General features: G+C 74.1%; 28 protein-coding genes, 2 pseudogenes and 1 riboswitch. Of the genes and pseudogenes, 14 read left to right on the forward strand and 16 right to left on the reverse strand.

Features of this window, described 5'->3' with window-relative positions; all coding sequences use genetic code 11:
* Positions 1-86 precede the first annotated feature (86 nt).
* The 5 genes from dusB to ACLQ2V_RS26250 form a co-directional block, all read right to left on the reverse strand.
* Positions 87-1,259, reverse strand: coding sequence for a tRNA dihydrouridine synthase DusB (dusB, locus tag ACLQ2V_RS26230; protein WP_425721251.1), 1,173 nt, complete (start codon positions 1,257-1,259; stop codon positions 87-89).
* Positions 1,260-1,296: 37 nt separating this feature from the next.
* Positions 1,297-2,718: an MFS transporter gene (locus tag ACLQ2V_RS26235; RefSeq protein ID WP_425721252.1), complete on the reverse strand. Its 1,422-nt coding sequence runs from the start codon at positions 2,716-2,718 to the stop codon at positions 1,297-1,299.
* A 163-nt stretch (positions 2,719-2,881) separates the two neighbouring features.
* On the reverse strand, positions 2,882-4,261 hold the full coding sequence (locus ACLQ2V_RS26240; RefSeq protein ID WP_425721253.1) for a glycine--tRNA ligase: 1,380 nt from the start codon (positions 4,259-4,261) through the stop codon (positions 2,882-2,884).
* 158 nt (positions 4,262-4,419) lie between these two features.
* Positions 4,420-4,893 carry a hypothetical protein gene (locus tag ACLQ2V_RS26245; RefSeq protein WP_425721331.1) on the reverse strand — a complete coding sequence of 158 codons (474 nt, stop codon included), beginning with the start codon at positions 4,891-4,893 and terminating at the stop codon, positions 4,420-4,422.
* A 111-nt stretch (positions 4,894-5,004) separates the two neighbouring features.
* On the reverse strand, positions 5,005-5,346 hold the full coding sequence (locus ACLQ2V_RS26250) for an antibiotic biosynthesis monooxygenase family protein (RefSeq protein WP_425721254.1): 342 nt from the start codon (positions 5,344-5,346) through the stop codon (positions 5,005-5,007).
* A gap of 26 nt (positions 5,347-5,372) precedes the next feature.
* Here ACLQ2V_RS26250 and ACLQ2V_RS26255 point away from each other — a divergent pair, with 26 nt between their 5' ends.
* The 8 genes from ACLQ2V_RS26255 (at position 5,373) to ACLQ2V_RS26290 (ending at position 9,917) form a co-directional block, all read left to right on the forward strand.
* Positions 5,373-5,630, forward strand: coding sequence for a DUF6703 family protein (locus ACLQ2V_RS26255; RefSeq protein ID WP_425721255.1), 258 nt, complete (start codon positions 5,373-5,375; stop codon positions 5,628-5,630).
* Between the two features lie 105 nt (positions 5,631-5,735).
* On the forward strand, positions 5,736-6,683 hold the full coding sequence (locus ACLQ2V_RS26260) for a metal ABC transporter substrate-binding protein (RefSeq protein WP_425721256.1): 948 nt from the start codon (positions 5,736-5,738) through the stop codon (positions 6,681-6,683).
* Entirely contained in the window at positions 6,680-7,441 is a 762-nt protein-coding gene (locus ACLQ2V_RS26265; RefSeq protein WP_425721257.1) for a metal ABC transporter ATP-binding protein, read from the forward strand. The genes ACLQ2V_RS26260 and ACLQ2V_RS26265 overlap by 4 nt, the downstream gene beginning before the upstream one ends.
* A 2-nt stretch (positions 7,442-7,443) precedes the next feature.
* Positions 7,444-8,310 (forward strand): metal ABC transporter permease, encoded by an 867-nt coding sequence (locus ACLQ2V_RS26270; RefSeq protein ID WP_425721258.1) that lies wholly within the window; start codon positions 7,444-7,446, stop codon positions 8,308-8,310.
* A gap of 43 nt (positions 8,311-8,353) precedes the next feature.
* Positions 8,354-8,653, forward strand: a complete 300-nt coding sequence (locus tag ACLQ2V_RS26275) for an ArsR/SmtB family transcription factor (protein ID WP_425721259.1) — start codon at positions 8,354-8,356, stop codon at positions 8,651-8,653.
* Entirely contained in the window at positions 8,650-9,045 is a 396-nt protein-coding gene (locus tag ACLQ2V_RS26280) for a Fur family transcriptional regulator (protein ID WP_425721260.1), read from the forward strand. Before ACLQ2V_RS26275 ends, ACLQ2V_RS26280 begins: the two co-directional genes overlap by 4 nt.
* Before the next feature lie 89 nt (positions 9,046-9,134).
* Positions 9,135-9,740, forward strand: coding sequence for a hypothetical protein (locus tag ACLQ2V_RS26285; protein WP_425721261.1), 606 nt, complete (start codon positions 9,135-9,137; stop codon positions 9,738-9,740).
* A 9-nt stretch (positions 9,741-9,749) separates the two neighbouring features.
* Positions 9,750-9,917: a hypothetical protein gene (locus ACLQ2V_RS26290; protein WP_425721262.1), complete on the forward strand. Its 168-nt coding sequence runs from the start codon at positions 9,750-9,752 to the stop codon at positions 9,915-9,917.
* 142 nt (positions 9,918-10,059) lie between these two features.
* Here ACLQ2V_RS26290 and ACLQ2V_RS26295 read toward each other — a convergent pair whose 3' ends face one another.
* From ACLQ2V_RS26295 to ACLQ2V_RS26305, 3 genes are all read right to left on the reverse strand, one after another.
* Positions 10,060-10,563 carry a DUF6328 family protein gene (locus tag ACLQ2V_RS26295; protein ID WP_425721263.1) on the reverse strand — a complete coding sequence of 168 codons (504 nt, stop codon included), beginning with the start codon at positions 10,561-10,563 and terminating at the stop codon, positions 10,060-10,062.
* Positions 10,564-10,700: 137 nt separating this feature from the next.
* Positions 10,701-11,450, reverse strand: a complete 750-nt coding sequence (locus ACLQ2V_RS26300) for a sugar isomerase domain-containing protein (RefSeq protein WP_425721264.1) — start codon at positions 11,448-11,450, stop codon at positions 10,701-10,703.
* Positions 11,451-11,553: 103 nt separating this feature from the next.
* On the reverse strand, positions 11,554-12,384 hold the full coding sequence (locus ACLQ2V_RS26305) for an alpha/beta fold hydrolase (RefSeq protein ID WP_425721265.1): 831 nt from the start codon (positions 12,382-12,384) through the stop codon (positions 11,554-11,556).
* Between the two features lie 154 nt (positions 12,385-12,538).
* A riboswitch (TPP riboswitch) is annotated at positions 12,539-12,644 on the forward strand.
* A 79-nt stretch (positions 12,645-12,723) separates the two neighbouring features.
* On the opposite strand from ACLQ2V_RS26305, the gene ACLQ2V_RS26310 reads away from it, so the two are divergent.
* The 3 genes from ACLQ2V_RS26310 (at position 12,724) to ACLQ2V_RS26320 (ending at position 15,701) form a co-directional block, all read left to right on the forward strand.
* A complete protein-coding gene (locus ACLQ2V_RS26310) occupies positions 12,724-13,311 on the forward strand; it encodes an ECF transporter S component (protein ID WP_425721266.1) in 588 nt (195 codons plus the stop codon).
* 100 nt (positions 13,312-13,411) lie between these two features.
* The gene (locus tag ACLQ2V_RS26315; protein WP_425721267.1) at positions 13,412-14,842 is read left to right on the forward strand and encodes an ABC transporter ATP-binding protein; all 1,431 of its coding nucleotides are present in this window, start codon (positions 13,412-13,414) and stop codon (positions 14,840-14,842) included.
* A gap of 58 nt (positions 14,843-14,900) precedes the next feature.
* On the forward strand, positions 14,901-15,701 hold the full coding sequence (locus ACLQ2V_RS26320) for an energy-coupling factor transporter transmembrane component T family protein (protein WP_425721268.1): 801 nt from the start codon (positions 14,901-14,903) through the stop codon (positions 15,699-15,701).
* A gap of 36 nt (positions 15,702-15,737) precedes the next feature.
* Here the strand turns inward: ACLQ2V_RS26320 and ACLQ2V_RS26325 are convergent, their stop codons facing one another.
* The gene (locus tag ACLQ2V_RS26325; protein ID WP_425721269.1) at positions 15,738-16,238 is read right to left on the reverse strand and encodes an alpha/beta hydrolase; all 501 of its coding nucleotides are present in this window, start codon (positions 16,236-16,238) and stop codon (positions 15,738-15,740) included.
* A gap of 353 nt (positions 16,239-16,591) precedes the next feature.
* Positions 16,592-16,912: a hypothetical protein gene (locus ACLQ2V_RS26330; protein ID WP_425721270.1), complete on the reverse strand. Its 321-nt coding sequence runs from the start codon at positions 16,910-16,912 to the stop codon at positions 16,592-16,594.
* 387 nt (positions 16,913-17,299) lie between these two features.
* Between ACLQ2V_RS26330 and gndA the strand changes: the two genes are divergently transcribed.
* The gene (gene gndA, locus ACLQ2V_RS26335; RefSeq protein WP_425721271.1) at positions 17,300-18,742 is read left to right on the forward strand and encodes an NADP-dependent phosphogluconate dehydrogenase; all 1,443 of its coding nucleotides are present in this window, start codon (positions 17,300-17,302) and stop codon (positions 18,740-18,742) included.
* Between the two features lie 93 nt (positions 18,743-18,835).
* Entirely contained in the window at positions 18,836-19,498 is a 663-nt protein-coding gene (locus tag ACLQ2V_RS26340) for a fasciclin domain-containing protein (protein WP_425721272.1), read from the forward strand.
* Between the two features lie 105 nt (positions 19,499-19,603).
* Here the strand turns inward: ACLQ2V_RS26340 and ACLQ2V_RS26345 are convergent, their stop codons facing one another.
* The 3 genes from ACLQ2V_RS26345 to recO all read right to left on the reverse strand — a co-directional run bounded on the left by ACLQ2V_RS26345 (position 19,604) and on the right by recO (position 21,529).
* Positions 19,604-19,789, reverse strand: coding sequence for a hypothetical protein (locus ACLQ2V_RS26345; RefSeq protein WP_425721273.1), 186 nt, complete (start codon positions 19,787-19,789; stop codon positions 19,604-19,606).
* A gap of 112 nt (positions 19,790-19,901) precedes the next feature.
* Entirely contained in the window at positions 19,902-20,705 is an 804-nt protein-coding gene (locus ACLQ2V_RS26350; RefSeq protein WP_425721274.1) for an isoprenyl transferase, read from the reverse strand.
* Positions 20,706-20,713: 8 nt separating this feature from the next.
* A complete protein-coding gene (recO, locus tag ACLQ2V_RS26355; RefSeq protein ID WP_425721275.1) occupies positions 20,714-21,529 on the reverse strand; it encodes a DNA repair protein RecO in 816 nt (271 codons plus the stop codon).
* Between the two features lie 101 nt (positions 21,530-21,630).
* On the opposite strand from recO, the pseudogene ACLQ2V_RS26360 reads away from it, so the two are divergent.
* Positions 21,631-22,299 (forward strand): annotated as a pseudogene (locus ACLQ2V_RS26360) (DUF4097 family beta strand repeat-containing protein); the annotation flags it as partial.
* Here the strand turns inward: ACLQ2V_RS26360 and ACLQ2V_RS26365 are convergent.
* The 3 genes and pseudogenes from ACLQ2V_RS26365 to era all read right to left on the reverse strand — a co-directional run bounded on the left by ACLQ2V_RS26365 (position 22,203) and on the right by era (position 25,017).
* On the reverse strand, positions 22,203-23,453 hold the full coding sequence (locus tag ACLQ2V_RS26365) for an acyltransferase family protein (protein WP_425721276.1): 1,251 nt from the start codon (positions 23,451-23,453) through the stop codon (positions 22,203-22,205). The pseudogene ACLQ2V_RS26360 and the gene ACLQ2V_RS26365 overlap by 97 nt on opposite strands.
* Before the next feature lie 192 nt (positions 23,454-23,645).
* Positions 23,646-24,035 (reverse strand): annotated as a pseudogene (locus ACLQ2V_RS26370) (Scr1 family TA system antitoxin-like transcriptional regulator); the annotation flags it as partial.
* A gap of 49 nt (positions 24,036-24,084) precedes the next feature.
* Complete coding sequence (gene era / locus ACLQ2V_RS26375; RefSeq protein ID WP_425721332.1) at positions 24,085-25,017, reverse strand: GTPase Era; 933 nt, start codon at positions 25,015-25,017, stop codon at positions 24,085-24,087.
* Positions 25,018-25,019 lie beyond the last annotated feature (2 nt).

Genomic DNA, 25,019 nt, shown 5'->3' on the forward strand with positions numbered 1-25,019 from the left:
CTGACCCACCACACCACCGCACCACACGAAGGGCCGGCCCCCACCCGGGGACCGGCCCTTCACCACACCCACACCCACCCGAAGAGTCAGCCGCCCGAGTCGGCCAGCTCCGCGCCCTCCGGGACGGTGTCGTCGTCGCGGCTGGCCAGCCAGCCCTCGGGGAGGAAGACCTTGCCCGGGGAGTTCGTCCGGCCGCGCGGCTGACCCAGGGTCGCCACCGGGAACGGCTCGGCCGGGTCGAGCTTGCCGAGCAGGTCGTCGAGCTGGGCCAGGCTCTCGATCATGGCGAGGGAGCGGCGCAGCTCGCCGCCGACGGGGAAGCCCTTGAGGTACCAGGCGACGTGCTTGCGGAAGTCGGTGCAGCCGTCGCGCTCGCCCCGGGCCGGGTTGCGGGCCCCCGCCACGAACTGGTCGACCAGCAGCTCAGCGTGGCGGCGCATGGTCGCCGCGACCTCGCCGAGGGCGGGCAGCCGCCGCTGCGGCCGGCCGTCGAACGCGGCCTCCAGGTCGGCGAAGAGCCACGGCCGGCCCAGGCAGCCGCGCCCGACGACCACCCCGTCGACGCCGGTGTGCGCGACCATCCGCAGCGCGTCGTCGGCCTCCCAGATGTCGCCGTTGCCGAGCACCGGCACGTCGAGGGCCTGCTTGAGGGTGGCGATGGCGTCCCAGTCGGCGGTGCCCGAGTAGCGCTGCGCGGCCGTACGCCCGTGCAGGGCCACCGCCGCGACGCCGGCGTCCTGCGCGGCGAGCCCCGCCTCGACGTACGTCAGGTGGTCGTCGTCGATGCCCTTGCGCATCTTGACGGTGACCGGCACCCCGGCGGGCGACGCGGCGTCCACGGCGGCCCGCACCAGCCGGGCGAAGAGCCGCCGCCGCCACGGCAGGGCCGAGCCGCCGCCCTTGCGGGTGACCTTCGGGACCGGGCAGCCGAAGTTGAGGTCGATGTGGTCGGCGAGGCCCTGCTCCACGACGATCCGCACGGCGGCGGCGGTGACGTCGGGATCGGTGCCGTAGAGCTGGAGGCTGCGCGGCTGCTCGTCGTCGCCGAAGGCGATCATGCGCAGGGTCTTCGGGTTCCGCTCGACCAGCGCGACCGTGGTGATCATTTCGCAGACGTAGATGCCGCCGCCCTGCTCCCGGCAGAGCCGGCGGAACCCGACGTTGGTGATGCCGGCCATCGGCGCGAGCACCACCGGCGGCCACACCTGGTGCGGCCCGATGGTCAGCGGGCGCGGCGCGGGCGCGGGCGAGGCGGTCATCCGACCAGTGTAAGGAGCGCCGTCGGGTGCCGACGGCTCAGGCCGGGACCCGCGGGGAGGGGGCCGGCTCCGTCGGCGTCGGTTCCCGCGCCGGCATGACCAACAGCAGGGCGAGCACGCCCGCACCGGCCAGGACGGCGCCGACGAACTGCACGACGCCGTAGCCGACCCCGACGCCGAGGAGGGTGAAGTAGCCGGCCACGGAGATCGCCCCGCTGACGTGGGTGGTCGACTCGAACAGCGCCGAGGCCATCCCCCGGTCGGCGGGGGCCGCGTCGCCCACGCAGACCCGGGTGAGCCCCACGTAGATCGGGCCGGCGCTGAGCCCCCAGGCGACCAGGAGGGCCACCACGAGCCCCAACGGGCCCCCCGAGGCGAACGCCACCAGGGCTAGCGTGACCGCGCAGAGGGTCATCGCCACGGCGACCACCGACCGCGCCCCGAACCTGCGGATCAGCGCGCCGGCCGGCACCGCGCTGACCAGCGCGCCGAGCAGCACCGGGGCCAGCGCCAGCCCGGCGCCCGCCGGGGAGAGGCCGTGGGCGTGCTGGAGGTAGAGGCTGCCCACCACCACGACCACGGCGTACGCGGCCGAGTGCGCGGCGAACGCCAGGCAGCTGGCGATCAGCCGGGGCGAGCGGATCACGGCCGGCTTGATCAGCGGGCTGGCCACCCGCCGCTCGACGCGTACCAGCAGGGCCAGCAGCAGCACCGAGGCGGCGACCGCGCCGAGCCCGAACGGTTCCGGCCCGGCCTCGGCGATCCGGTTCGCGCCGAAGATCAGCGCCAGCAACGCGCCGGTGGCCAGGACCGCGCCGGTGAGGTCCAGCCGTTCCCGGCCGGCCGGGTCGGGCCGGTCGGCGGGGAGCAGCAGCCGGGCCGCGACCAGCGCCACCACGCCCATCGGCACGGTGGCCAGGAAGATCCAGCGCCAGCCGAAGTGCGACGTGATCAGCCCGCCGACGACCGCCCCGGCCAGGCCGGCCGTGTTCGCGGCGGCGGCGACCACCGCGAAGACCCGGCTGCGCCACGGCTCGTCGGGGAAGAACGTGGCCGCCGACGCCAGCGTGGCCGGGATGGCGAGGGCCGCGCCCACGCCCTGCAACACCCGGCCCATCAGCAGCGGCGGCAGCGTCGTCGCCACGCCGGCCAGGACCGAGCCGACGGTGGCCAGGGCGAGGCTGGCGACGATGAGCCGGCGGCGACCCCACAGGTCGCAGAGCCGGCCGCCGAGCAGCAGCAGGCCGCCGATGCTCAGGGAGTACAGCGTCACGACCCACTGCAGGCGGGCGGCGCCGAGGCCGAACTCCGCGTCGATCCGCGGCAGCGCGGTCGCCACCGCCAGGCTGTCGAAGAGCACCAGGAACATGGCGCTGGCCAGCACCAGGGCCGTGGGCCAGCGGCGGGTCACCGCCAGGGGCACCGGGGTACGGGCCGGCGCGGTCGTCCCCTGCCGCATGTCGCCTCCTTCGCCGCCGTCGACCGGTGCCCGAGGGCGGCGACCGGCCGACGTCCGAGGAGGAACTGCTACCCCGCGTCGCGCCCGACTAACGAGCGCCACATTTCATGATCTGAATGCGTACGGGCCCCCTCGGGCGACGAGGGGGCCCGCCCGCGCGCCGTCAGCAGCCGGGGAGGCGCTCGATCAGGTAGCGCTCCACCTGATCCAGGGAGATCCGCTCCTGGGCCATGGTGTCGCGGTTGCGCACCGTGACCGCGTTGTCGTCGAGGGTGTCGAAGTCCACCGTCACGCAGAACGGGGTGCCGATCTCGTCCTGGCGGCGGTACCGGCGGCCGATGGCCTGCGAGTCGTCGAACTCCACCACCCAGCGCTTGCGCAGGTCGGCGGCGAGGCCCTTGGCCTTCGGGGAGAGCGCCTCGTTGCGCGACAGCGGCAGCACGGCCACCTTCACCGGGGCCAGCCGCGGGTCGAAGCGCATGACCGTGCGGGTGTCCACGCCACCCTTGGTGTTCGGGGCCTGGTCCTCGTCGTACGCCTCGAGCATGAACGCCAGCACCGCGCGGGTGAGGCCGGCGGCCGGCTCGATGACGTACGGCATCCAGCGTTCCTTCTTCGCCGGGTCGAAGTACGACAGGTCGACGCCGGAGTGCTTGCTGTGGGTGGAGAGGTCGAAGTCGGTGCGGTTGGCGATGCCCTCCAGCTCGGCGAACTCGCTGCCGCCGAAGCGGAACCGGTACTCGATGTCGACGGTGCGCTTGGAGTAGTGGGAGAGCTTCTCCTTGGGGTGCTCGAAGAAGCGCAGGTTCTCCTCCGCCAGGCCGAGGTCGCGGTACCAGTTCCAGCGCTCGGAGAGCCAGTATTCGTGCCACTGCTCGTCCGAGCCCGGCTCGACGAAGAACTCCATCTCCATCTGCTCGAACTCGCGGGTGCGGAAGATGAAGTTGCCCGGGGTGATCTCGTTGCGGAACGACTTGCCGGTCTGCGCGATGCCGAACGGCGGCTTCTTGCGGGCGGCGGTCGCCACGTTGTTGTAGTTCACGAAGATGCCCTGGGCGGTCTCCGGCCGCAGGTAGTGCATGCCCTCGTCGCTCTCCACCGGGCCGAGGTAGGTCTTCATCAGGCCGTTGAACATCTTCGGCTCGGTGAAGGTGCCCTTGTTGCCGCAGTTGGGGCAGTTCAGCTCCGACAGCGAGGTCAGCGGCTTGCCGTGCTTCTCGGCGTACGCCTCCTCGAGGTGGTCGGCGCGGAACCGCTTGTGGCAGGACTGGCACTCGGTCAGCGGGTCGACGAACTCGGCGATGTGGCCGCTGGCCTCCCAGACCTTGCGGGCCAGGACGACCGCGGAGTCCAGGCCCACGACGTCGTCGCGCTGCTGGACCATGGTCTTCCACCACTGCCGGCGGACGTTCTCCTTCAACTCCACGCCGAGCGGGCCGTAGTCCCACGCCGACCGGGTACCGCCGTAGATCTCGCTGGAGGGGAAGACGAAGCCTCGGCGCTTGGCGAGGCTGACGACGGCGTCGATACGGTCGGCTGGCATGTTTCCTCCTACGCCGGCTGGCGGTCGGCGGGGGCGCGAAGTGGATGGAACGGGCGTTCGGGACAACGGTACGACCGTAGGGGCCCCGAGCCCAGCAGAATACCGGGCACGGGGCCGACGACCCCGGCCCGCCTCCACCAAGGGGCGCGTGCCGGGCGTCAGCTCACCCCGCAGACCTCCATGGCCCCGGTCGCCTCGTCGGCGCCGAGGGTGACCTCCTGGTCGGCGCGGTTGCCGCCGGCGAAGGTGACGGCGACCGGCACGGTGAGGGTGGTGAGGTTCACGTCACCCACCCGGTACGCGTCGATCTTCGGCTCGGCGGCGACCCGGCGCTCGAACTCCGCCCGCGACTCGCGGCGCTGCGCGTCGTCGCAGAGCGCGTCGTACGCCTTCGCGTACTTCCGCTCGGCCAGGCCCTGGTAGTAGTCCTCGGTCACCGCGCGGCCCTGTTCCTGCACGGCCTCGACGTTGCTGACCGCCAGGCCGACCATGGCCGCCCCGCCCCCGCCGCAGCAGAGGAGCACGGCCAACGCGCCGACGCCGAGGCCGAGCCAGAGCCGGACGCTGCGCCCCTCGGTGGGTGGCGCGGCGAACGGCGGCGCGACCCCGGGGCCCGCCGGGGGCGGCGCGATCCCCGGCTCCGGGTGCGTCGGCGGCGGGCCGTCCGACCCGGGCGCCACGGGGTACGGGGGTGGACCGGCCGGTCCGGGTGCGGTCATAGGTGCAGGGTAGTGCCCAACGTCTCAGCGGTACGGGGCAGCGGCCCGATCGCTGGGGTTCACCTCGACCGCGCCGCCCGGCGCGGCGGTGGCCAGCGCCTCGTACGCGGAGGGCTCGTCGACCGACTCGGCCAGCAGCGGGGTGGCGTGCACCTTGACGTCGAAGCCGCCCAGCGCCCGCCGGTAGGCGCCGACGGACTCCCACTCGGTGACCAGGCACCAGTGGCGGGGGTCGTCCAGCGCCCGGAGCAGTTCCCCGCGCAGGTAGCCGGGGCGGGCGGCGAGCGCGGCGAGGGCGCCGTGCGCGCGTTCGGTGAAGGTGGTTGCGACGTCCTCGTCGACCACGAACCGGTTGGTGACCAGCACCGGGTCCTCCTCGTAGAGTCTGTGGGATGCAGCGTACGCAGCACCCCCTGCTGGGCCGGTTGGCCCGGGCGAACCCGACGACGGTCTTCCTCGCCACCCTGGTCCTGGTGCTGGTGGGGCTCTTCGCGCCGGGCGTGGTCGGCGCGGCGCTGCTGTTGGCGCTCGCCGCCGCCGGGGTCGCGCTGCTGTTGACCACGTGGCCGGTGCAGGCCCCCGCCGGCCGGGCGATCCGGCTGGTGATGCTCACCCTGCTGCTCACGGCGGCGCTGGCGAAGCTGCTCTGACCGCCCGCAGCGGGCCGGCGGTTCGCGCCGGAACGGGGTGCCGCGTACCTCACCTGCACCCATGCGGTTTTGGCAATCAATTTCGTTATCACGGAGAGTGGGGGCATGACGTTCCGTCGCCCCGCTCGTGCCCTGGCCGCCGCGACCGCCCTGGTCGCCCTCGGCGCCCTCGCCGGCTGCGCCGAGGACGGCACCGGCGTCGATCCGCAGCGGGTCGACGTGGCCGCCGCCTTCTACCCGCTGCAGTTCGTCACCGAGCGGGTCGGCGGCGACGCGGTCCGGGTGACCAACCTGACCAAGCCGGGCGCGGAGCCGCACGACCTGGAGCTCACCCCCCGTCAGGTCGGCGAGGTGAGCCAGGCCGAGCTGGTCGTCTACCTGAAGGGCTTCCAGCCTGCCGTGGACGAGGCGATCGACCAGAACGGCGGCGACCGGGCCCTCGACGTGGCCCAGGTGCGACCGCTGCTGGCCGCGAACGCGGGCGGGCACGACCACGCCGACGACGGGGCCGGCCACGCCGACGAGGAGGGCGGCCGGGACCCGCACCTCTGGCTCGACCCGACCCGGCTGGCCGAGGTCGGCGACCGGCTGGCCCAGCGGCTCGGCGCGGTCGACCCGGACCGGGCCGCCGACTACACCGCCCGCGCGGGGGCGCTGCGCGGCGAACTGGAGCGGCTGGACGCCGAGTTCGCCGCCGGGCTGCGGACCTGCCAGCGCCGGGAGATCGTGGTGAGCCACACCGCGTTCGGCTACCTGACCGAGCGTTACCGGCTCGACCAGATCGGCATCAGCGGGCTGGCCCCGGAGAGCGAGCCCTCCCCCCGGCGGCTGGCCGAGGCCGCCCGCGAGGCCCGCGAGCACGGCGCCACCACGATCTTCTTCGAGACCCTGGTCAGCCCGAAGGTCGCCGAGACCATCGCCCGCGAGGCGGGGGCGCGGACCGCGGTGCTCGACCCGCTGGAAGGGCTCGCCGCCGACGCCACCGGCGCCGACTACCTTTCGGTGATGCGGACCAACCTGGCGACCCTGCGCACGGCATTGGGCTGCTCGTGAGCGCCCCCGTCGTCACCGTCACGCACGGGGCCGTCGGTTACGACGGCCGCCGGGTGCTGCGCGACGTCTCGCTGCGCGTCGACGCGGGCGAGGTGATCGCCGTCCTCGGCGCCAACGGCTCCGGCAAGTCCACCCTGATCCGCGCGGTGCTCGGGCTGGTGCCCCTGCTGGGCGGGTCGATCGCGCTCTTCGACACCCCGCTGCGGCGGTTCCGCCAGTGGCACCGGATCGGGTACGTGCCGCAGCGCCTCGGCGCCGGCGGCGGCGTGCCCGCCACGGTCGGTGAGGTGGTGGCCTCGGGCCGGCTGGCCCGGCGCGGGCTGCTGCGCCCGGCGGGCCGCGCCGACCGGGCCGCCGTCGACGCCGCACTGGCCGCCGTCGGCCTGGCCGACCGGGCCGGCGACCCGGTGGCCACCCTCTCCGGCGGGCAGCAGCAACGCACCCTGATCGCCCGCGCCCTGGCCGGCGAGCCGGAGCTGCTCGTCCTCGACGAGCCCACCGCCGGGGTGGACGCCGCCAGCCAGGAGGCGTTCGCCGGGGCGCTGCGCGGCTTCGTCGCCGGCGGCGGGACGGTGCTGCTGGTGGCCCACGAACTGGGGCCGCTGCGCCCGCTGATCAGCCGGGCCGTGGTGGTGCACCACGGCGGGATCGCCCACGACGGCGCGGTCCCCGAGCCGGCCGGTCACCACGCCGAGCCCGACCACGACCACGTGCACCCGCACGGACCCGACGAGCCCGCAGGGCTGTGGAGCAGTTGAGCATGGAGCTTTTCCAGTACCCGTACATGCAGCGGGCCCTGATCGGCGCGCTGGTCATCGGCCTGGCCGCCCCGGCGCTCGGCATCTACCTGGTGCAGCGCAAGCTGGCGCTGATCGGCGACGGGGTCGGGCACGTGGCGCTGACCGGCGTCGGGGCCGGGCTGCTGCTCAACCGCTCCCCGGTGCTGGTGGCCGTGGTGGTGGCGACGCTCGGCGCGATCGCCATCGAGCTGGTCCGGGCCCGGGGCCGCACCTCGGGCGATCTGGCGTTGGCGCTGCTGTTCTACGGCGGGATCGCCGGCGGCGTGACCCTGGTCGGGCTCTCCGACGCCACCAGCGCCAAGCTCACCGCCTACCTGTTCGGGTCGTTGGTCACGATCTCGCCCGGGGACCTGGCCACCATCGTCGTGCTCGGCGTGGTGCTGCTGGTGACCATGCTGGCGCTGCGGCCGGCGCTCTTCGCGGTCTGCCACGACGAGGAGTACGCCCGGGTCGCCGGCCTGCCGGTGCAGGCGCTGAACATGCTCCTCGCGGTAGCCACCGCGGTCACCGTGACGATCGCCATGCAGGCCGTCGGGGTGCTGCTGATCAGCGCGCTGATGGTGGTCCCGGTGGCCACCGCCCAGCAGGTCACGCGGGGCTTCCGCAGCACGATGGCGGCGGCGATGGCGCTCGGGCTCTTCGCCGCCGGCTCGGGGGTCTGGGTGGCCGCCAACGCCGACACCGCCCCCGGCGCGTCGGTGGTGCTGCTGGCGATCGCCTCGTTCCTCGTCGTCGCGGTCGCCGGCGCCGGCTGGCGGGCGCTGCGCCGACATCGCGCGCACACCGATCACCCGGCCGCCGAACCGCACGAGGTGGTGCTGCGGTGATCCTGCGCCGGGGGCGGCCGGGCGGGTTGGTTACGGTGACCAGATGACCGCCGGATCCGGATACGAGGCGTACGAGGGCGCCGGTGAGCTGCTGCGCGCCCTCGCGGCCCCGATCCGGCTGGCGATCGTGACCGAGCTGGCGCAGGGTGAGCGGTGCGTGCACGAGCTGGTGGAGACGCTCGGGGCGACGCAGCCGCTGGTCTCCCAGCACCTGCGGGTGCTGCGGGGCGCCGGCGTGGTCCGGGGCTCGCGGCGGGGGCGTGAGATCGCGTACGCGCTGGTCGACGAGCACGTCGCGCACATCGTGGCCGACGCGGTCGACCACGCCGGGGAGGCACCATGACCGAGGGCGCCACCCTGCGCAACACCCGGCAGCGTTCGGCGGTGAGCGCCCTGCTGGCCGAGGTGGAGGGCTTCCACAGCGCGCAGGACCTGCACGCCATGCTCCGCCAGCGGGGCGAGCGGGTCGGGCTGACCACCGTCTACCGCACCCTGCAGGGCCTCGCCGACGCGGGCGAGATCGACGTGATGCGTCCGCCCGGCGGCGAGCACCTCTACCGGCGGTGCAGCGAGGGCCACCACCACCACCTGGTCTGCCGGGTCTGCGGGAGCACGGTGGAGGTGGCCGGGCCGACCGTGGAGGTCTGGGCGGAGCGGGTGGCCGCGCAGCACGGGTACGTCGAGGTCAGCCACACCCTGGAGATCTTCGGCACCTGCCCGGCCTGCGCGACCTGACCCCGCCCCGCCCCGGGGCTCCCCGCCCCGCGCCCGTCCGACGATTGCGACCCGTGCCCGGCGGGCCGGGCCGTGGCACGCTGTCCGGCGTGAAGATCTACGCAGATCGCTTCCCCGCCGCCGTCCGTCAGCTCCTCACCGACCTACTCGTCGCCGTCTGGGTGTACGCCGCAGTCCGCTTCGCGCTCTGGGTGCACGACCTGGTGCAGAAGCTCGCCGTACCCGGGCAGAAGCTGGAGGGGGCCGGCGGTGGCCTCGCCGACAACCTGGCCGAGGCCGGCAGCAAGGTGGGCCGGGTGCCGCTGGTCGGCGACGAGCTGACCGCCCCCTTCCGCCGGGCCTCCGACGCCGCTCGGGCGCTGGCCGACGCGGGCCGCGACCAGCAGGAACTGGTCGACCAGCTTGCCCTGGCGCTCGGCGTGGCGGTGCTGATCTTCCCGCTGGGCCTGGTGCTCTTCGGCTGGCTGCCGCTGCGGCTGCGCTGGATGCGCCGGGCCGCGTCGGCGAAGGCGCTCGCCGCCGTGCCGGCGGGCCGGGACCTGCTGGCCCTGCGGGCGCTGGCCGGTCAGCCGCTGGGGAAGCTGACCCGCATCGCCCCGGACGTGGCCGAGGCGTGGCGGCGCGGCGACGACGCCACCGTCGACGCGCTCGCCGCCCTGGAGCTGCGCGGACTCGGGCTGCGGGGCGGCCGCTAGGGTGGTTCGTTGCTCTACTTCCTGATCGTCGTCGCCGTGCTGCTGCTGGCCTACGCCGCCGTGCTGGTCAACTTCGTCCGCCGGGGCCGCAAGGTCCCTCCGGTGGCGTACCTGGTGCTCGCGGCGCTCAACGGGCTGATCCTGGCCGGCGTGCTGGCCTGGGCAGTCGCCCGCTGACCGCCGGGTCGCCCGGTCGGCCCGGGTGATCGCCCCGCCGACTCCCACGACGCACGAAGCCACCCCCGGGTCGGTGCCCGGGGGTGGCTTCAGGTGCGGTGCGCGTGTCGTCCGGCGGCACGGACGCCGGACAGCCGAATCGTCAGTCGCCGATGGTGCCCCGCGGGTCGTCGTCGTCGTCCTCGATGTCCGGGTCGCCCCAGCTGCGCCGGGCGAACGGCAGGAACACCCAGAAGGTGAGGAACCACAGCGCCGTGACGACGGTCAGCACGATGGCGAGCCCCCGGTCCAGCACGAAGTCGGTGATCAGCAGCACCGCGCTGACCATCGAGATCAGCATGAACGCCAACCCGCCGCTGGCCATCCGGTGCGCGAACCTGACCAGCTCCGGCTTGCGGCCCTGCCGGAACAGCGCCCGGTGGAAGGCGACCGGCGAGATGATCATCGCGGTGGCGGCGGCGGCCGACAGCAGCGCGACGATGTAGATGTCCTTCTGGAAGTCGCTGGTCTGGGTGAAGCCGTTGCTGAACGGCAGGGTCAGCAGGAAAGCGAAGAGGATCTGCACGCCCGTCTGGGCGACCCGCAACTCCTGGAGCAGATCGGCGAAGTTGCGTTGCAAGCGCTGCTTCTCGGTTTCCTTCGACACGCGTAACCTCCGGGGGAAATGGCACTGCCGGCGGGTCAGCCCGCCGGCAGCTTCGCCATTGCCCGATCGGTCGACTGGCGAAACCGACTCGCGTTCCCCACTGAGGGCGGTCGCGTCGCCGATCGCGGCGGTCGAGGTCAGGACCCGCGCCGGATCCGCCCCGCGTACCGGGCCTCCAGGGCGTCGTTGTGCTCGTCACCGCCGGCGATGTTGGCCGACAGGTAGACCGGGGGCCGCTCCCCCGCCGCCAGCAGCCGGGACACCACCTCCACGGTGATCTGCTGCGCGAGCAGCGCGGCGGTGATGGAGGAGACCGCGCCGACCGCGCCGCCGCCGGGCAGGGGCAGGGTCGCGTCACCGTACGGGGCGCCGTTGTCCAGCACCACGTCGGCGAAGTCGGCCAGCTTGCGCCCCGACGGGTGGCGGGAGGTCATCCGCGCCGAGTGCTCCGCCGAGGTGATCGCCACCAGGCCGTGACCGCGCTCGGTGACCAGCGCTGCGAACTCCACGATGGCCCCGTTGACCCCGGAGTTGGAGGCGACCACGAAGACGTCCGACGGGTGGACCGGGGCCAGCTCGTAGAGGCGGTGGGCCACTGACGGGTCCCGTTCCAGCAGCGGGCCCAGCACGTCCGCCGGGGCGTCGCCGCGCAGCACCAGGTCGCGCAGGGCGATCCGGTTGGTCGGCACCAGGCCACCGGCCCGTCCGGCGATCTCCATGGCGAGGGCCTCGGAGTGGCCGGTGCCGAAGGCGTGGATCACCCCGTCGGCCCGCAGCGCGTCGGCGATCAGGTCGGCCGCCCGGCCCACCGCCTCCCGCTGGCTGGCCGACACCCGGCCGATCGTCTCCGTCACCACCGCGAGGTAGTCCTCGGCGCTCACCGTCATGTGTCCTCCGTCCGTCGCGCCCAGCGGGCGTCACGATCGTAGAGCCGGCCCACCGCTGCCGCCCGGGGGCGAAAACCGCTGGACCCGCGGCGGGCGGGCCCGGTCACCGCGCGCCGCCCGTGCGGGCCAGGATCGCCTCGGCCAGCGGGCCGGGGGCCGCGTCGGGGATCCAGTGCGACACCCCGGCGAGGGTGACGAAGCGGTACTCCCCGGTGACGTGGTCGCCGCACGCCTGCGCGGCGGTCCGGCCGATGGCCACGTCCTTGTCGCTCCAGACGAAGGTGGTCGGCACCGACACCGGCCCCACCGCCGCCAGGTCGGCCCGCGACATCGCCCGGTACCAATTCAGGGCGGCGGTCAGCGCGCCGGGCTCGCGCATCGGCTCGGCGTACCGGGCGACCCGGTCGGCGTCGCCGACCCCGCCGAGCAGCCGGCGCAGGGCGGCGGAGCGCAGCGCCAGCAGCACCCGCTCGGCCGTGCCCGGCCTGCGGAACAACCCGATGTACGCCGAGCGGGCCTTCTGCTCGCGGTCGGTGGCCAGCGCGTGCGCCATCGCGGCGGGGTGCGGGACCGAGACGGCGGTGAGGGTGCGCACCCGGTCGGGGTGGGCGGCGGCCAGCCCCCAGGCCACGATCGCGCCCCAGTCGTGCCCGACCAGGTGCGCCGCGCCGACGCCCAGCGCGTCGAGCAGGGCCGCCGCGTCGGCGACCAGCTCCGGAATCCGGTACGCCTCGACGGCGCCGGGCCGGGCCAGCGGCGAGTACCCGCGCTGGTCCGGCGCGTACGTGCGCAGCCCGGCGGCGTGCAGCGCGGGCGTCACCTCGTCCCACTCGCCCGCGTGCTGCGGGAAACCGTGCAGCAGCAGCACCGGCACGCCGTCGGCCGGCCCGCCGCTGCGCACCTCGAACGTCAGCCCTCGCGCCTGCACCTGCATGGTCGGCAGCCTACCCACGGCGGTCGGCGCGCACCCGTGCCGATTTCCCCGGCGCACCGTCTCTGCCGGGTGTCTTCGGCGGCCCGGGCGGTGGGGGCGCGAAGGATCACTTTGCCGGGTGATCTGCCGGGTGTTAGCGTCGGCGAGACAACTTCATATCCGACAGGGGAGCGCACAGCGCTGAGAGTGCGGGCACCGCCCGCAGACCCTCGAACCTGATCTGGGTAATGCCAGCGCAGGGAGTTCGGTCGACCTCCAGCCGCGCCGCCGTCCGGTCCCACCTGGGCACCGGGGGCGGCGTGCGTCTTCTCCTGGTTCACTCACGAACTGGGAGCAATCATGAACAACACCGACAATCGGTGGCGCACCATCGACATCGTGGTCGCCTCGGTGATCGCCGTCGCCTTCGGCGTCGTCTTCTGGGCCTGGGGCCTGGTCTGGAGCGCCACCGAGGGGGCGTTCGCCTTCTTCCCACCCGCGCAGACCCTGCTCTACGGGGTCTGGCTGATGCCGGCCGTGGTCGGCGGCCTGGTCATCCGCAAGCCGGGGGCCGCCCTGTACTGCGAGACCGTCGCCGCCGTCCTCTCCGCCCTGCTGGGCAGCCAGTGGGCCGGCACGGTGATCCCGCAGGGCCTGGTCCAGGGCCTCGGGGCCGAGCTGGCCTTCGCCGCGTTCCGCTACCGCTCGTTCCGGCTGCCCAGCGCGCTGCTGGCCGGGGCGCTCACCGGCCTCGGCGCCGCCCTGTTCGACTTCTTCGTCTGGAACGTCGAGACCGCCCTGACCAGCTACCGCATCCCGTACGCCCTGCTCACCATCGTCAGCGCAACGGCCATCGCCGGCGCCGGCGGCTGGGCCCTGACCCGAGCCCTGGCGCGCACCGGCGTCCTGGACCGCTTCCCCGCCGCCCAAGAACGCACCCTCATCTGACCCCGATCGAATCCTGTTGATCAAGAGGTTTGCGTCAGCCGGACGGGTTCAGCTGACGCAAACCTCTTGATCACCGAGGCTGGTCTTGGGAGGGGGCGGCGTGGGGGCGGTGGTTCTACGCGACTTCGGGTGGCGGCATGCCGGGCGGCGGGGGTGGGCCGTGCGGGGGGTGCAGCTGCGGGTCGAGCGGGGGGAGCGGGTGTTGTTGCTGGGGGCTTCCGGGGCCGGCAAGAGCACCTTGTTGGCGGCGCTGGCCGGGTTGCTGCCCGAGGATTCCGGCGAGCAGGAGGGGACCGTCGAGGTCGACGGGGTGGACCCCCGCAAGGACCGGGAGCGGGTCGGCATCGTCTTCCAGGACCCGCAGACCCAGCTCGTGATGGCCCGCAGCGGCGACGACGTGGCGTTCGGGCTGGAGAACCGGGGCGTGCCCGCCGAGCAGATCTGGCCCCGGGTGGACGAGGCGCTGCGCCGGGTCGGCTTCCCGTACCGGCGGGACCGGCCGACCGCCGCCCTCTCCGGCGGGGAGCAGCAGCGCCTCGCCCTGGCCGGGGCGCTCGCCCTGCGGCCGGGGCTGCTGCTGCTCGACGAGCCGACCGCCAACCTCGACCCGGCCGGCGCGGCGTTGATCCGCCGCGCGGTCGCCGACTCCCTCGACGACGACACCACGCTGATCCTGGTGGAGCACCGGATCGCCGAGGCGCTGCCGCTGGTCGACCGGGTGGTGGTCCTCGAACCGGGCGGCGGGGTCCGCGCCGACGGGCCGCCGGAGGCGGTCTTCGCCGCGCACGGCGACGCCCTCGCCGCCGACGGGGTCTGGGTGCCCGGCCGGACCGTGCCGCCCCGGCACGCCACCGCGGCCCCCGGCGAGCTGCTGCTCACCGCCGACCGGCTCGCCCTGCCGCCCCGCCTCGCCCCCACCGACCTGGCGGTACGCGCCGGCGAGGCGCTCGCCGTGCTCGGCCCCAACGGGGCCGGCAAGTCCACCCTGGCCCTGCTGCTCGGCGGCCTGCTCCGCCCCGGGGCCGGCCGGGTGGCGGCGAGCGCCGAGCTGGCCGGCCGGGACGCCCGCACTCCCCCGCACCGCTGGCGGGCCCCCGCCCTGGCCCGCCGGATCGGGTCGGTCTTCCAGAACCCGGAGCACCAGTTCGTCACCGACACGGTCTACGACGAGCTGGCCCTCGGGCCACGCCGCACCGGCCAGCCGGAGGCGGCGGTGACGTCCACGGTGGACGCCCTGCTGGAGCGGCTGCACCTGACGGCGCTGGCCCGCGCCAACCCGTACACCCTCTCGGGTGGACAGGCGCGGCGGTTGAGCGTGGCGACCGCCCTGGCCACCGCGCCCCGCCTGCTGGTCTGCGACGAACCGACCTTCGGCCAGGACCGCCGGACCTGGCTGGAGCTGGTCGACCTCTTCGCCGAGCTGCGCGACGCCGGGCACGGCGTCGTCACCGTCACCCACGACCCGGACTTCGTCGCCGCCCTGGCCGACCGGACCGTAACCGTGACCCGCGAACCGGCGGGGGCGTCGTGACCGGTTGCCGCGTCGTCACCGGCCGCAGCGCCCTGACCGGCGGACGGGCGGGGGCGTCGTGATCAGCATCGAGCCGGTGGCCGCGCCCGACGCGCCGCTGGCCCGGCGCAACCCGGTGGCGAAGGTGGCGGCGGCGCTGGTCTTCTCCTTCACGCTGCTCGCCACGCTGGACCCGGTGGCCCCGGCGATCGCCCTCGGCGTCGAGCTGGCCGTGCTGCCGCTGTTCGGCATCCGGTACCGGGTGCTCGCCCGCCGGGCCTTGCCCCTGCTGTTCAGCGCGGTCGGCATCGTGGTGACCCTGGTCCTCTTCGCCGCCGACCGCTCCGGCCGGGTGCTGCTGGAGGCGGGGCCGGTGCTGGTCACCAGCGGGGTGCTGCTGACCGCGCTCGGGCTGGCGCTGCGGGTGCTGGCGGTGGCCCTGCCCGGGATCATCGTCTTCGCCACCACCGACCCGACCGACCTGGCCGACGCGCTGATCCAGAACGCGCGGGCGCCGGCCCGGTTCGCGATCGGCGCGCTGGCGGCGTTCCGGCTGGTGCCGCTGCTGGGCCAGGAGTGGCAGATGATCAGCATGGCCCGGCGGGCGCGCGGGGTCGACGCCGGGCGCAACCCGGTGGCAAGGCTGCGGCTCTTCGTCTCGACCGCGTTCGCGCTGCTGGTGGGGGCGATCCGCCGGGGCACCCGGTTGGCCGTGGCGATGGACGCCCGCGGCTTCGACTCGGGCACCCCCCGCACCGTCGCGCGGCGGCAGCACTTCCGGGTCGCCGACGGGGTGCTCGTCGCCGGGGCGGCGGCGCTGGCCGGGGTGGCGCTGACGGTCAGCGTCGTGCTCGGCACGTTCCGCCCCCTGATCGGCTGACCGACCGCGCCGCCCCCGCCGCTGCGCGAGGCGTGGTCAGCCGGCCGGAAGGAACCCCTCCGCGCCGAGCCACGCCTCGCACGCCGCCGCCCAGCGGGCCGTGTGCGGAATGTGGACGTCACCGTGCCCGCCGTAGGCGACCCCGTTGGCCAGCCCGAGCCCGTGCCGACCCCGGGGATAGATGTGCAGCTCCACCGGGATGCCGGCCGCGAAGAGCGCGGTCGCGTACGCGAGAGCGTTCGGGAACCCCGGCGGGTCCTCGGCGGTGGCCCAGAGGAACGTCGCGCAGGTGTCGGCGTCGATGTTGCGCGCCGGCGACAGCTCCTCGCGCAGCTCCATCCGCCCGTCGAGGATCCACTGCACCGGCGGGTCCGGCAGCAAGTGCAGGTCCGCCGGCGAGTAGGCGAGGATCGCGAAGTCCGGTCGCGGTGGCGGCGCGGCGAGCCGTTCGGCGGAGAGCACCCTCCCGGTCGCCAGCAGGCCGGCGAGGTGCCCGCCCGCGCTGGACCCGATGACGCCGACGCGCCGGTGGTCCACGTCCAGGGCAAGCGCAGCGCACCCAGGGTGACGCGACACGTGAGCCGCCGTGGGTGGAGGCGAAAGGAAATCCCGGAAGGGCCCGACTGTTGAGCGGCGCGCAGGGCGCGTCCTGACTCAGCGGCGGCTGAAGTCGCTGCCTCCATCGTGTCGGCCCATCCGGGGCACGCCAAAACCCTATCGGGGTTCATCGCCGGACGCTACGGCCGGCCGAGCCTCGACCGGGCCACGCCGACCGCACCGCGGCCGGCACCGACGGAGAGTCGTGGTTGATCGACTTCGTGTGCGGCACATTGGGGTTTCCGAATCGAAAGAAACCGCGATGTGCCGCACACGAAGTCGGTCTTGGTGGATCAGCTGCGGCGGAAGGCGTACCGACGGCCCTGGCCGGCGGCCTGGCTGCGGGCGCCACCGGCGAACCGGGCACCGCCGGCCGGCGGGCCGTTCTTCGGCGCGGGCGGGGGCGGTGCCGCCACCGGCCCGACCGGCTCGACGGCAACCCCGTCGAGGTCGGGCACCGCACCGTCGAGGTCGGGCGGTGTCACCGCCGGCAGGACCGGGACGACCGGCGCGACGGCGTCGGCGTCGAGGCTCGGCGGGGTGACCTTCGCCGGGGCCGGGGATCGGCGCGTGGACGACGGGCGGGGTTTGCGGGAACTGCGCTTGGCGGGCATACGTGGCCTCCTGGTCAGTGGGCGTCGGCGCGGCGACCGCAACGGGTTCGGCGACGACGCGGCGAGCGGGAAACGGGGTGCCCCGGCGGGCCCGACCACGAGGGAAGCCGCGCGGAAACGACGACGGCTACGACGGAATGCGGACGCCCGGAGCTGCGGACCCGCGGCGACAGCGGCGGGTCGGCTCTGCCGAATGAGGGGCGTCAGTTGCGCATGGACCCGACAGTAGTCCCGCCACCCGACCGACGCACCCGAATTACCGACACCGCCGAATCGCGAAGCCACCACGGGCAAGGCCACCATGTGACATCCGTCCAGGCCCGCCCCGGGCCGCCGGGCGGGCGCGATACGGTCGCAGCACGGACGACGCGACGGATGGTGGTACGAATGACGCAGCAGGCGACGGCGCAGATCGGCGTGACCGGGTTGGCGGTGATGGGCCGGAACCTGGCCCGGAACCTGGCCCGCAACGGGTTCACGGTGGCGCTGCACAACCGGTCGCCGGAGCGGACCCGCAGCCTGGTCGCCGAGCACGGTGACGAGGGGACGTTCGTGCCGTCCGAGTCCCTGGCGGACTTCGTGGCGTCGCTGGAGCGTCCCCGCGCGGTGATCGTGATGGTGAAGGCGGGCGCCCCGACCGACGCGGTGATCGACGAGCTGATCCCGCTGCTGGCGGAGGGGGACATCGTCGTCGACTGCGGCAACGCGCACTTCGCCGACACCCGCCGCCGGGAGGAGGCGCTGCGCGGGCACGGGCTGCACTTCTCCGGCACCGGGGTCTCCGGCGGCGAGGAGGGGGCGCTGCTCGGGCCGAGCATCATGCCGGGCGGCTCCGCCGAGTCGTACGCGAAGCTCGGGCCGATCTTCGAGAAGATCGCCGCGCAGGTGGAGGGCACCCCGTGCTGCCGGCACGTCGGCCCGGACGGCGCCGGTCACTTCGTCAAGATGGTGCACAACGGCATCGAGTACGCCGACATGCAGCTCATCGCCGAGGCGTACGACCTGTTGCGGGCCGGGTTGTCGGCGAGCCCGGCGGAGATCGCGGAGATCTTCCGCGAGTGGAACACCGGGGAGCTGGAGTCGTTCCTCATCGAGATCACCGCCGACGTGTTGGCGCACACCGACGCGGCGACCGGCCGCCCGTTCGTCGACGTGGTGCTCGACCAGGCCGAGCAGAAGGGCACCGGCCGCTGGACGGTGCAGAGCGCCCTGGACCTCGGCATCCCGATCACCGGCATCGCCGAGGCCACCTTCGCCCGCTCGCTGTCGGGCCACGCCGACCAGCGCGAGGCCGCCCGCCGGGCGTTCGGCGACGCCGGGGAGAAGTGGCAGGTCGAGGACCGGGAGAGCTTCGTCGAGGACGTCCGCCGCGCGCTGCTGGCCAGCAAGATCATCGCGTACGCGCAGGGCTTCGACCAGATCCGCGCCGGCAGCCGGGAGTACGACTGGAACATCGACCTGGGCGGCACCGCCACGATCTGGCGGGGTGGCTGCATCATCCGGGCCCGCTTCCTGGACCGGATCCGTCAGGCGTACGACGCCGAGCCGGAGCTGGCGACGCTGCTGGTGGCCCCGTGGTTCGCCGAGAAGGTCGGCGAGGGGGTGCCGGGCTGGCGGCGGGTGGTGGCCGACGCGGCGCGGGCCGGGGTGCCGACGCCGGCGTTCTCGTCGTCGCTGGCGTACTTCGACGCGCTGCGCGCGTCTCGGCTGCCCGCCGCGCTGATCCAGGGGCTGCGGGACAACTTCGGCGCGCACACCTATCACCGGGTGGACCGGGAGGGCACCTTCCACACGCTCTGGGCCGGCGGCCGCGCCGAGGTCGAAGCCTGAGGTGCATCCACGCGGGTCGTTCGGCGCGAAGCATGGGTCGTGACGGGACGTCACGGATCTGTTCGCTTCGACGGTTCGACGAAAGGCCCGCTGATGAGGATCGCACGACTCGCCCGCCGGGTAGCGGTGGGCGTCATGGCCACCGCGCTGGCCAGCACCGCCGTTGCCGTGCCGGCGGCCCAGGCCAGCACCAAGGCCAAGCCGCTCGGCACGACCTCGCTCGCCCAGGTGCTCACGAAGGACCGGGGCGGCTTCGACCGCAACGGGCGTGACTTCGACGTGCTCACCGCCGCGGTGCTGGCGGTGCTGGAGGCCAAGCCGAACTCACCGGTCAAGGTGCTCACCGACGGCACCGTCGCGCTGACCGCGTTCATCCCCAACGACGCCGCCTTCCAGCAGCTCGTCAAGGAGATCACGAAGGCCCGCAAGCTCCCCGGCGAGAGCGCCGCCTTCACGGCCGTCGCCGGGCTGGGGATCGACACGGTGGAGACGGTGCTGCTCTACCACGTGGTGCCGGGGGCCACCATCGACCGTCGCACGGCGGTCAGGGCCGACGGCACGAAGCTGACCACCGCGCTCGGCTCCACGGTCGAGGTGGACGTGCGCACCTACTGGTTCGTCTTCCGGCAGGTGCGGCTGATCGACGCCGACACCGACGACCGCAACCCCAGCGTCGTGGCGTTCGACGTCAACAAGGGCAACCGGCAGATCGCGCACGCCGTGGACCGGGTGTTGCGCCCGATCGACCTGCCCTGACCGCGTGGCGGGTGGCGTCCGGCGTCCGCGTCGGGCGCCACCCGCGTCGCACGACTCCCCCCGACCGGCACCCGCCCAAGGCCGGGCCGGCCGGGTGGGGTGGGGTCAGAAGAAGCGGCGGCGCTTGGCGTGCTGCGGGCGGATCAGGTCGGCACCCTGGGCGAGCAGGCGGCTCACCCCGGTCGGGCCGCGGCGGGCCTCCAGCTTGTGGCTGAGCCGGCGCGCGCCGGCCGCCGCCAACGGCACGGCGACGGCCATCACCGCCCACTGGGCAATACGCTTCTGGATCATGTGGGTTCACCTCCGTCGGTGGCTGCTGACCCGGGTGATACCCGCGACGAGGGCACGGCAAGCCTCGGCGGACGGGGCGGCGACCGGGGCCTCCCGTGGGCCGCTGCCGTCCTCAGGCCGGCGGCGGGGCGACCGGGTTGGGCAGCGCGCCGCCGAAGCGGCGGTCCCGCTGGGCGTAGAGCTCGCAGGCGTACCAGAGGTGGCGGCGGTCGAAGTCCGGCCAGAGGGTGTCCAGGAAGACCAGCTCCGCGTACGCGGCCTGCCAGAGCAGGAAGTTGGAGATCCGCTCCTCGCCGGAGGGCCGCAGGAAGAGGTCCACCTCCGGGACCTCCGGGTGGTAGAGGTACTTCGCCACCGTCTTCTCGGTGACCTTCTCCGGGTCGAGCCGGCCGGCCGCCGCGTCGCGGGCGATGGCGGCGGCCGCGTCGGCGATCTCGGCCTGCCCGCCGTAGTTGACGCAGAACTGCAGGGTCAGCGTCGAGTTGCCCCGGGACATCTCCTCGGCGGTCTGCAGCTCGGAGATGACGCTCTTCCACAGCCGCCCGGCCCGGCCGGACCAGACCACCCGCACCCCCAGGTCGACGAGCTGGTCACGGCGGCGGCGGATGACGTCCCGGTTGAAGCCCATCAGGAACCGGACCTCGTCGGGCGAGCGCCGCCAGTTCTCGGTCGAGAACGCGTACGCCGAGAGGTAGGGAATGCCCAGCTCGATGGCGCCCTCGATGGTGTCGAAGAGGCTGAACTCCCCCGCCTCGTGGCCCTTGGTGCGGGGCAGCCCGCGCTCCTTGGCCCAGCGGCCGTTGCCGTCCATCACCACGGCTACGTGCCGGGGCACCGCCTCGCGGGGCAGCGCCGGGGGCCGCGCGCCCGACGGGTGCGCCTTCGGCGGCACCGGCTCACGGCGGGCGGACCTCATCGATCGGATCACTCGGCTCTCTCCCTGCTCACGGCCTGCGCCCCGGCACCGGCGACCGGGCCACCCCGGTCGACCAGCGGCAGCGAGCGTAACGCGCGCTCCAGGTGCCACTGCAGGTGCGCCGCGACCAGGCCGCTGCACTCCCGGCGTACGCCGGTGCCGGTGGCGTCGGCGAGCACCCAGTCGCCGGTGGTGAGGGCGGACATCAGGTCCACCGTGGCCGGTGCGGGATGGGCCGCGCCCGGGGGCCGGCAGTCGGGGCAGACCGCGCCGCCGGCCGGCACGGAGAACGCCCGGTGCCGCCCCGGCGTGCCGCAGACCGCGCAGGCCAACAGCGCGGGCGCCCACCCCGCGAGGGTCATCCCGCGCAGCAGGTACGCGTCGAGCACCAGCGTGGTGGCGTGGTCGCCCCGCGACAGCGACTTCAGCGCGCCGAGGGTGAGCTGGAACAGCCGCAGCGAGGGCTCCCGCTCGACGGGGGTGAGCCGCTCGGCCGTCTCGGCGATCGCGCTGGCCGCCGTGTAGCGCGGGTAGTCGCCGAGGAACCGCTTGCCGTACAGGTCGATCCCCTCGACCTGGCTGACGCTGTGCAGGGAGCTGCCGGTGTTGCCCTTCGGGTCGCCGGCGAGCTGGACGTCGACGTGGCCGAACGGCTCCAGCCGGGCACCGAACTTGCTGGTGGTGCGGCGCACCCCCCGGGCCACCGCGCGGAGCCGACCGTGCCGACGGGTCAGCAGGGTGATGATCCGGTCGGACTCGCCGAGCTTCTGCACGCGCAGCACCACCGCGTCGTCGCGGTAGAGCTGTCGGCGGTACCCGGTCATCCGATCATTCTCCTCAGGGTGCGAAATCAGGGTCGGCTCGGGGTAGGTCGGCCGGCGATCCCGGATGCGCGCGGGGCCGGTCCGGCCGTACCGTCCCCGCCATGGCTTCGTACCCCATTGTCGTGCCCGCCCGGGACGCCGGCCGCGCCCGGCTCGTCGGCGCCGGTGGCCTCGCCGCCCTCATTCTCGTCTCCGGGTGCGACACCCTGTCGGTGCGCGGGCTCGACTTCGACACCACCGAGACCGTGAAGGTCGCCCGGGTCGTCGTGCGTCCGGGTCCGGGCGACGTGACGGTACGCGGCACCGGCCCCACCGGGCAGATCCGGGTCAAGCGGGTGGTGCGCTACCAGGGCGGCGAACCCGACACCCGGTACGAGATCAACGGCGACGAGTTGGTGCTCGACGCCGACTGCGGCGCCCGCTGCTCGGTCTCCTTCGACGTGACGGTCCCGCCGGGGACGGCGGTGCGCGGCGAGAACGCCTCGGGCACGATCGAGGTGAGTCAGGTCGGCGGGGTGGAGCTGCGGGGCGGCTCGGGCACCGTGCAGGTGGACGGGGCCACCGGCCCGGTGCGGGCCGAGACCGGCTCCGGCGACGTGCGGGTGAGCGACGTACGCGGCCCGGCCACCCTCCGGGCCGGCTCCGGCACCATCACCGCCCGAGGCCTCGGTGGTCAGGTCGACGCCGAGGCCCGCTCCGGCGACGTCGTCGTGGAGCTCGCCGTCGCCGCCTCGGCCCGCGCCCACGCCGACAGCGGAGACGTGCAGCTCGTGGTGCCCGCCGGCCGGTACCGGGTGCGTTCCGGCGTCGACTCGGGCCACGCCGAGCTGGGCGTCACCGACGACCCCGGCGCGGCGCTGCTGCTGGACGTGGGCGCGGGCAGCGGGGACGTGTCGGTCACCGCACGCTGAGCCGGTGTCCTTGGCCGGCCGCCGGGCACCAGCTCCGGTCGGCGGCGGGCGGCCACGTCCTCCACCCAGCCGACCAACGCGGTGACCACCCCGACCAGCGCGAAGACCAGCGCCACCCGGATCGCCAGGCCCACCGGGTCCTGGTGGGACCAGCCGACCACGTCGACCAGCGGGGTGAGCGCCACCACGAACGGCATGTGCCACAGGTAGACGGTGAGGGCCCGCCGGTTCAGCACGGTCACCGCCCGCCCGAGCGGGGCGACGCGGTCCACCCAGGCGGTGGTCGCCGGGGCCCGGCCGAGCAGCACGAGGACGAACGCCGCCGACCAGAGCGCGTTGCCGAGCGGCAGGTCGTTCAGGTCGTACCCGCGTGGGCCGGGATGGGTGACGATCCAGCTCGCCCCGGCCCCGCCGACGACCAGGACGGCCGTCACCAGCGCGCGGTTGGACATGCGGCGCAGCAGGCCGTCGTGGTGGGCGAAGCCGAGCAGCCAGGCCCCGAAGTAGATCCCGAACTCCCGCAGGACCATCGACGCGTTCGGCAGCAGGCCGACCTCGATGGCGACCAGCAGGGCGTACGGGGCGAGCAGCGTGGGCCACGGAGCGCGCCGGAACAGCCACAGCGCGGCCGGCGAGGCGAACACGAACCAGAGGTAGTCGCGCAGGTACCAGATCGGGCTTAGCGCCAGCGCCCCCCAGTAGTTGGCCGGCGGGTTGGCCACCGGGAACGCCCAGAGCAGCACCTCCGGCGTCAGCGCCAGCCCCGTGAGCAGCATGGCCGGCACCATGATCGCGGCCAGCACCCAGAGCGACGGCAGCAGCCGGCGCAGCCGGCGCCGCAGCGCCGCCACCCCGGACCGGTCCAGCGACGCGGCCATCAGCGACCCGGCGAGGGCGAACATCACCGACATCGCCGGGAAGACGAGCGTCAGGGTCGCCCACCCGGTCACGTGGTAGACGACGACCCGAACGGTGGCCAAGGCGCGGAGCAGGTCCAGGTATCGGCTTCGCATCAGCCTGCTTCTATGTCGAGGAGGTAAGGGGATGAACGTTCCCTACCCTCCGACCGATCGCCGGCAAACGGCCACCTTCGCGGGGCGCGGGTGAAAATTTCCACACGGAGGGGCCGCCAACCTGCGCCCGACCCGTCGATCTCGGCCGGCAACGGCCCTTGCCGCCGTGGGGTTTTTCCGACGGGATGTCCATTAGGTGAGGCTGGGTCCGGTGACCGTCCAAGGTTTGCCGGGCAGCGACGAAAGGCGAGCTCCCGGGGCGTTTCCCGGTCGGCGGGGCAGTCGTTGGCGGGCGCTATGGAGCTGATGTCGTAAACGACTCAACCGGGAAGGGCTGGGCGATGTCGTAGACGGATCAGCTCCATAGCGCCCGGAACAGGAGGCATCTGCCGCCCTTCGCGCGGGACGCCCCGGCTCGCGGTCGAACACCAGCACCGGCCGGCTCATCCGCAGCTCTAGCGTCTTCGCCTGTTCGTCGGGCGAGGCCAGCCCGGTCGCCGGGATCGCCCGGGCGTACTCCTCGGTCTGCAACAACCCCGGGATCACCAGCGGTTGGTACGAGCGCAGCGCTGCCCGGATTCGCCCCGCGCTCCGCGAGAGCGCGGGGCACGGGGCACGGGGCGACCGAGGGTCAGAAGCCGAGCTTGCGGAGCTGCTTCGGGTCGCGCTGCCAGTCCTTCGCCACCCGGATGTGCAGGTCCAGGTAGACGCGGGTGCCGAGCAGCTCCTCGATCTGCCGGCGGGCGGTGGTGCCGACCTCCTTGAGCCGGCTGCCCCGGTGGCCGATCACGATGGCCTTCTGGCTGGAACGCTCCACGTACAGGTCGGCGTAGATCTTCGTGAGCTTGCCCTCGGGGATCATCTCCTCCACCACCACGGCGATGGAGTGCGGCAGCTCGTCACGGACCCCCTCCAAGGCCGCCTCCCGGATCAGCTCGGCGACCAGCACCTGCTCCGGCTCCTCGGTGAGCATGTCGTCGGGGTAGAGCTGCGGCGACTCGGGGAGGTAACCGGTCATCACGTCGACCAGGACGTCGAGCTGGTGCCCGGAGAGCGCGCTGACCGGCACCACGTCGGCGAACTCGCCGAGCTTGCTGACCGCCAGCAGCTGCTCGGCCAGCCGCCGCTTGTCCACCAGGTCGGTCTTGGTCACCACGGCGATCACGGTGGCCTTCAGCTCGGCCAGCTCGCCGGTGATGAACCGGTCGCCCCGCCCGACCGGCTCGTCGGCCGGGATGCAGAGGCCGATCACGTCGACCTCGCTCCAGGTGGAGCGGACGAGATCGTTGAGGCGCTCGCCGAGCAGCGTGCGGGGGCGGTGCAGCCCGGGGGTGTCGACCAGGACGAGCTGGGACGCCGGCCGGTGCAGCACGGCCCGGATGATGTGCCGGGTGGTCTGCGGCTTGTTCGAGGTGATCGCGATCTTGGTGCCGACGATGGCGTTGGTCAGCGTCGACTTGCCGGCGTTCGGCCGGCCCACGAAGCAGGCGAACCCGGCCCGGTAGGGCTGGCCGTTCCCGGCGTCGCCCGCTCCGCCGCGGACGTCGCCCGCCTTGCCCCCGATGT

The sequence above is a fragment of the Micromonospora sp. DT233 genome (assembly GCF_049841815.1).
In the GTDB taxonomy this organism is placed as follows: domain Bacteria; phylum Actinomycetota; class Actinomycetes; order Mycobacteriales; family Micromonosporaceae; genus Micromonospora.

What these genes read in the sequence shown, in the direction of transcription:
- ACLQ2V_RS26350 (WP_425721274.1), bottom strand. Translation starts at nt 20,705, where the DNA reads ATGAGGTCCGCCCGCCGTGAGCCGGTGCCGCCGAAGGCGCACCCGTCG.
- gndA (WP_425721271.1), top strand. Translation starts at nt 17,300, where the DNA reads ATGACGCAGCAGGCGACGGCGCAGATCGGCGTGACCGGGTTGGCGGTG.
- ACLQ2V_RS26240 (WP_425721253.1), bottom strand. Translation starts at nt 4,261, where the DNA reads ATGCCAGCCGACCGTATCGACGCCGTCGTCAGCCTCGCCAAGCGCCGA.
- ACLQ2V_RS26310 (WP_425721266.1), top strand. Translation starts at nt 12,724, where the DNA reads ATGAACAACACCGACAATCGGTGGCGCACCATCGACATCGTGGTCGCC.
- ACLQ2V_RS26235 (WP_425721252.1), bottom strand. Translation starts at nt 2,718, where the DNA reads ATGCGGCAGGGGACGACCGCGCCGGCCCGTACCCCGGTGCCCCTGGCG.
- ACLQ2V_RS26280 (WP_425721260.1), top strand. Translation starts at nt 8,650, where the DNA reads ATGACCGAGGGCGCCACCCTGCGCAACACCCGGCAGCGTTCGGCGGTG.
- ACLQ2V_RS26345 (WP_425721273.1), bottom strand. Translation starts at nt 19,789, where the DNA reads ATGATCCAGAAGCGTATTGCCCAGTGGGCGGTGATGGCCGTCGCCGTG.
- ACLQ2V_RS26300 (WP_425721264.1), bottom strand. Translation starts at nt 11,450, where the DNA reads ATGACGGTGAGCGCCGAGGACTACCTCGCGGTGGTGACGGAGACGATC.
- dusB (WP_425721251.1), bottom strand. Translation starts at nt 1,259, where the DNA reads ATGACCGCCTCGCCCGCGCCCGCGCCGCGCCCGCTGACCATCGGGCCG.
- ACLQ2V_RS26330 (WP_425721270.1), bottom strand. Translation starts at nt 16,912, where the DNA reads ATGCCCGCCAAGCGCAGTTCCCGCAAACCCCGCCCGTCGTCCACGCGC.
- ACLQ2V_RS26270 (WP_425721258.1), top strand. Translation starts at nt 7,444, where the DNA reads ATGGAGCTTTTCCAGTACCCGTACATGCAGCGGGCCCTGATCGGCGCG.
- ACLQ2V_RS26340 (WP_425721272.1), top strand. Translation starts at nt 18,836, where the DNA reads ATGAGGATCGCACGACTCGCCCGCCGGGTAGCGGTGGGCGTCATGGCC.
- ACLQ2V_RS26255 (WP_425721255.1), top strand. Translation starts at nt 5,373, where the DNA reads ATGCAGCGTACGCAGCACCCCCTGCTGGGCCGGTTGGCCCGGGCGAAC.
- ACLQ2V_RS26275 (WP_425721259.1), top strand. Translation starts at nt 8,354, where the DNA reads ATGACCGCCGGATCCGGATACGAGGCGTACGAGGGCGCCGGTGAGCTG.
- ACLQ2V_RS26305 (WP_425721265.1), bottom strand. Translation starts at nt 12,384, where the DNA reads ATGCAGGTGCAGGCGCGAGGGCTGACGTTCGAGGTGCGCAGCGGCGGG.
- ACLQ2V_RS26365 (WP_425721276.1), bottom strand. Translation starts at nt 23,453, where the DNA reads ATGCGAAGCCGATACCTGGACCTGCTCCGCGCCTTGGCCACCGTTCGG.
- recO (WP_425721275.1), bottom strand. Translation starts at nt 21,529, where the DNA reads ATGACCGGGTACCGCCGACAGCTCTACCGCGACGACGCGGTGGTGCTG.
- ACLQ2V_RS26260 (WP_425721256.1), top strand. Translation starts at nt 5,736, where the DNA reads ATGACGTTCCGTCGCCCCGCTCGTGCCCTGGCCGCCGCGACCGCCCTG.